At 38.9% G+C, this 5000-nt stretch carries 2 protein-coding genes, 2 tRNA genes and 3 rRNA genes (2 of these 7 cut by a window edge); 6 read left to right on the top strand and 1 reads right to left on the bottom strand.

Annotation, left to right across the window (positions count from 1 at the left end):
- From CSPA_RS27130 to CSPA_RS27105, 6 genes are all read left to right on the top strand, one after another.
- Window positions 1-2101, top strand: a 23S ribosomal RNA gene (locus CSPA_RS27130); it begins 809 nt to the left of the window's first position.
- Window positions 2102-2277: 176 nt separating this feature from the next.
- A 5S ribosomal RNA gene (gene rrf, locus CSPA_RS27125) occupies window positions 2278-2394 on the top strand.
- 8 nt (window positions 2395-2402) lie between these two features.
- Window positions 2403-2478 (top strand) — tRNA-Lys (locus tag CSPA_RS27120).
- Between the two features lie 320 nt (window positions 2479-2798).
- A complete protein-coding gene (locus CSPA_RS27115) occupies window positions 2799-3746 on the top strand; it encodes an L-lactate dehydrogenase (protein ID WP_015395615.1) in 948 nt (315 codons plus the stop codon).
- A 279-nt stretch (window positions 3747-4025) separates the two neighbouring features.
- A 5S ribosomal RNA gene (gene rrf, locus CSPA_RS27110) occupies window positions 4026-4142 on the top strand.
- 5 nt (window positions 4143-4147) lie between these two features.
- Window positions 4148-4223: transfer RNA gene (locus CSPA_RS27105), tRNA-Lys, on the top strand.
- A 140-nt stretch (window positions 4224-4363) separates the two neighbouring features.
- On the opposite strand, the gene CSPA_RS27100 is transcribed toward CSPA_RS27105, so the two are convergent.
- On the bottom strand, window positions 4364-5000 hold the 3' portion of the coding sequence (locus CSPA_RS27100) for a signal peptidase II (protein ID WP_015395614.1). It continues 113 nt past the right edge of the window; 637 of the gene's 750 nt are visible here — the last part of the coding sequence; its start codon lies off the right edge, out of view — the gene reads right to left on this strand; the stop codon is at window positions 4364-4366.

The following is a 5000-nucleotide window of genomic DNA, read 5'->3' as shown; positions in this document are numbered from 1 at the left end:
TAGCGGAGAAATTCCAATCGAACTCGGATATAGCTGGTTCTCCTCGAAATAGCTTTAGGGCTAGCGTCGGAAAATGTGAGTAGTGGAGGTAGAGCACTGAATAGGCTAGGGGGCATAGCGCTTACCGAACCTTATCAAACTCCGAATGCCATATACTATCAGTCCGGCAGTCAGACTGTGAAAGATAAGTTCCATGGTCAAAAGGGAAACAGCCCAGATCGTCAGCTAAGGTCCCAAAGTGTAAGTTAAGTGGAAAAGGATGTGGGATTTCTAAGACAACTAGGATGTTGGCTTAGAAGCAGCCACTCATTAAAAGAGTGCGTAATAGCTCACTAGTCAAGAGATCCTGCGCCGAAAATGTCCGGGGCTCAAACTTACCACCGAAGCTACGGGTTCACGCTTATGCGTGAGCGGTAGAGGAGCGTCGTAATCGGGCTGAAGTCGTACCGAAAGGAGCGGTGGACTGATTACGAGTGAGAATGTTGGCATTAGTAGCGAGATGTAGGTGAGAATCCTACAGGCCGAATATCTAAGGTTTCCTGAGTAAAGTTTGTCTTCTCAGGGTTAGTCGGGACCTAAGGCGAGGCCGAAAGGCGTAGTCGATGGACAATTGGTTGATATTCCAATACCACTATCATCGTTAATATCGAGGGTGTGACGGAGAAGGATAGGATGTGCTAGCTATTGGATGCTAGTCTAAGCGTTTAGGGAGTTGGGATTGGCAAATCCGTTCCAACAATTCTGAGGCGTGATGGGGAAGGTTCTACGGAACCGAAGTATCTGATTCCATGCTTCCAAGAAAAGCATCTAGAGAGAGAAGTAGTGCCCGTACCGCAAACCGACACAGGTAGATGAGGAGAGAATCCTAAGGCCGACGGAAGAATTGCAGTTAAGGAACTAGGCAAATTGACCCCGTAACTTCGGGAGAAGGGGTGCCTGCGAAAGCAGGTCGCAGAGAATAGGCACAAGCAACTGTTTAACAAAAACACAGGTCTCTGCTAAAGCGAAAGCTGATGTATAGGGGCTGACGCCTGCCCGGTGCTGGAAGGTTAAGGGGAATACTTAGCAGTAATGCGAAGGTATGAACTTAAGCCCCAGTAAACGGCGGCCGTAACTATAACGGTCCTAAGGTAGCGAAATTCCTTGTCAGGTAAGTTCTGACCCGCACGAATGGCGTAATGACTTGTGCACTGTCTCAACTGCAAATCCGGCGAAGTTGTAGTGCGAGTGAAGATGCTCGCTACCCGCGATTGGACGGAAAGACCCCGTAGAGCTTTACTGTAGCTTAGCATTGAATTTCGGTATTGTCTGTACAGGATAGGTGGGAGACTGGGAAACTAGGGCGTCAGCTTTAGTGGAGTCGTTGTTGGGATACCACCCTGATAGTATTGAAGTTCTAACTGGATGCCATGAAACTGGTGACAGGACATTGTTAGGTGGGCAGTTTGACTGGGGCGGTCGCCTCCTAAAATGTAACGGAGGCGCCCAAAGGTTCCCTCAGAACGGTCGGAAATCGTTCGAAGAGTGCAAAGGCAGAAGGGAGCCTGACTGCGACACCTACAAGTGGAGCAGGGACGAAAGTCGGGCTTAGTGATCCGGTGGTACCTCGTGGGAGGGCCATCGCTCAACGGATAAAAGCTACCTCGGGGATAACAGGCTGATCTCCCCCAAGAGTTCACATCGACGGGGAGGTTTGGCACCTCGATGTCGGCTCGTCGCATCCTGGGGCTGAAGTAGGTCCCAAGGGTTGGGCTGTTCGCCCATTAAAGCGGCACGCGAGCTGGGTTCAGAACGTCGTGAGACAGTTCGGTCCCTATCCGTCGCGGGCGTAGGAAATTTGAGAGGAGCTGTCCTTAGTACGAGAGGACCGGGATGGACTGACCTATGGTGTACCAGTTGTTTCGCCAGAAGCATAGCTGGGTAGCTAAGTCGGGAAGGGATAAACGCTGAAAGCATCTAAGTGTGAAGCCCCCCTCAAGATGAGATTTCCCATAGCATAAGCTAGTAAGACCCCTTGAAGACTACAAGGTTGATAGGTCAGAGGTGTAAGTATGGTAACATATTTAGCTGACTGATACTAATAGGTCGAGGGCTTGACCAATAAGTTAAGTTGTAAAAAATACATTAAAAAAACTATGTGCAATTTTGAAAGAACAATCTCTTTCAGTTGAATAAAGGATAAGTGATGAACTGGATTCTTTTTATAAGGAATACAAATCGCTGAAGCGATTTGCATAAGTTCGTTCAGCCAAATCATAGATTTGGGAACTCACTTAATCTCGTGATGATGGCATAGAGGTAACACTCCTTCCCATTCCGAACAGGAAAGTTAAGGTCTATAGCGCCGATGGTACTGCATGGGAGACTGTGTGGCAGAGTAGGACGTTGCGAGGTAAGATTTTGCGTGATTAGCTCAGTTGGTAGAGCACCTGACTCTTAATCAGGGTGTCCAGGGTTCGAATCCCTGATGACGCACCAAAGCAAAGACTGCTAAATTATTTAGCAGTCTTTTTTTGTTTATATTGAAGATTATAAATATAATAAATTTAGAAGAATATTTTAGGTAACTTATATAAAAAGAATAATAAAAATATAAATTAATAAAATAATTAATATTTTTATTGATTTATTGTATAAAATTAAATGTTGCACTAGCTTTAACTTTAGTAGATAATACATAATGCAAACATAGTAAAACATAGAAATGTATAAAATCGTGAGAAAATAGCATAAACTACAGTAATTACTAGAAAATTATATATGAATTGAAATATTAGTTTAAAAAAGGAGACTTGGATATGGGTTTAAGAAAGAGCAAAATTGCAATCGTAGGAACTGGGTTAGTAGGTTCGAGTACAGCTTTTAGTCTGATAACACAAGGAGTTTGCGATGAAATATTAATGATAGACATAAATGAAGAAAGAGCGCTTGGTGAGGTTATGGATTTAAATCACTGTATAGAGTATTTGAATCGAAACACAAAGGTTGTTAAGGGAAATTATGAGCAATGTGGAGATGTTGATATCGTAGTAATAACAGCAGGAGCACCACCTAAACCAGGACAAACTAGGTTAGCAACATTGGAATTATCAGCTAGAATAGTAGAATCGATTGTAGAGCCAATAATGAAGAGTGGATTTAAAGGCCATTTTATTGTAATCTCAAATCCAGTAGACATGATTGCGTACCATGTTTATAAGATATCAGGTTTACCCAAAAGCCATATCATAGGAACAGGAACTTCAGTTGATTCAGCTAGATTAAAAAATTTTATAGGAGAACTATTGAATGTTGATCCTCGTAGCGTTCAAGGATACTCAATGGGAGAACATGGTGATTCTCAAATGGTGCCTTGGTCTCATGTTACTGTTGGTGGAAAATCATTCTATGAAATTTTAAAGGATAATAAAGATAGAGTTGGAAATGTGGATTTAGACAAATTAGTATTAGAAACAGCGAAAGCAGGTTGGGAAGTATATAATAGAAAAGGTACCACATATTATGGAATAGCTACTGCAACAGTTGGAATAATTAAAGCAATTATAAATGATGAAAATAAAATAATGCCAGTATCAACATTATTGAAAGGCGAGTATGGGGAAAATGATGTTTTTTGTGGAGTACCAGCTGTCTTGAATTCAGATGGAGTAAAAGAGGTTGTTGAAATTCATATGACAGAAGCTGAATTGCTAAAATTTAAAGAATCTGCTCAATTTATAAGAGAGTCTATTAAAAAGATAAACTAAAATGGAGATTATAAATCATTCTTGAGAATAGTTTCAAATAACTTTAGCAAAGCACTAGCCTTACTGGTGCTTTGCTATATAAATAGTGCATGAATATAGGATTTTAGGGACATATTCAAATATAATAAAGACACCAGTATAGATTAATAAGAATAAATAAAAAAAGTTTTAAAAAACATGTTGACAAGGAATAGTGTTTTCTGTATAATATAATCTTGTTGAGACAAGTTTTCGACACAATAGTACAACTGTTAACTGTAAATTGTTAACTGAATAAGATCTCGTGATGATGGCATAGAGGTAACACTCCTTCCCATTCCGAACAGGAAAGTTAAGGTCTATAGCGCCGATGGTACTGCATGGGAGACTGTGTGGCAGAGTAGGACGTTGCGAGGTAGAATGGTTTACTAGCTCAGTCGGTAGAGCACATGACTTTTAATCATGGTGTCCCGGGTTCGATTCCCGGGTAAGCCACCAATAAATAAAATTAAAATGTTTTTATTAGAAACTTGCTTAGTATTTTTATATAGAAAAGAGTTTTTACAATTATGTAAAAACTCTTTTTTTTATCTGTCTAGTTTTGCTTTAATAGAAATATAAAGTTATAGTAATATGATTCAAAGAGATTTGAATTTATTTGAGAAGTCATGTATTACAAATAATAAAAATTTTCTCAAAGATTGAATGTCATCTTTAAATGATGTAGATTCATTTGACGATAAAGATCCATTGTTAAACATTGTGAGAGCAAAGAATAATATACCCATATTAATATACAAGTCTTTTATATCTGCTATGAATAAATTACTTATTCCAATAAAATCTAAGCTTCCTCCATAAAATACTTTGTCAATAAGTGAACAAATAGCACCACAGATTACAAAAACAAAGCACATATCTGCCCAAAAATCTTTATTCCCTTTATGTAAATAGTATCTATATATTTCTAAGAAAATAACTATAGCAAACATATTTAATGTTATTAAAATAGGAAAACTAACAGATGTACCAAATCTGGCATTTAACCAAGAGCCTTCAGTATTAATTATCGGATTGAAAGATAACATGTTCTTAATTATTTGGAAATTGTTATTGAACCAAAAAAATTTTATAAGTATTTTTATTCCTTGATCTATCACAAGAAAAAGCAATAATAGAAATGATAACATATTAAATTTTAAACCATTCTCATACTTTGTTCCTATAGTATAAGTAAAGAAACCTACTAGTGCGAATAAAAGAATTAGCATTACG

This window comes from Clostridium saccharoperbutylacetonicum N1-4(HMT) (assembly GCF_000340885.1).
Taxonomy (GTDB): Bacteria; Bacillota; Clostridia; order Clostridiales; family Clostridiaceae; genus Clostridium; species Clostridium saccharoperbutylacetonicum.
This window is presented reverse-complemented; position numbering and strand designations above follow the sequence as displayed.

Coding starts and splice junctions, on each gene's coding strand:
- CSPA_RS27115 (WP_015395615.1), top strand. CDS start 2,799: ATGGGTTTAAGAAAGAGCAAAATTGCAATCGTAGGAACTGGGTTAGTA.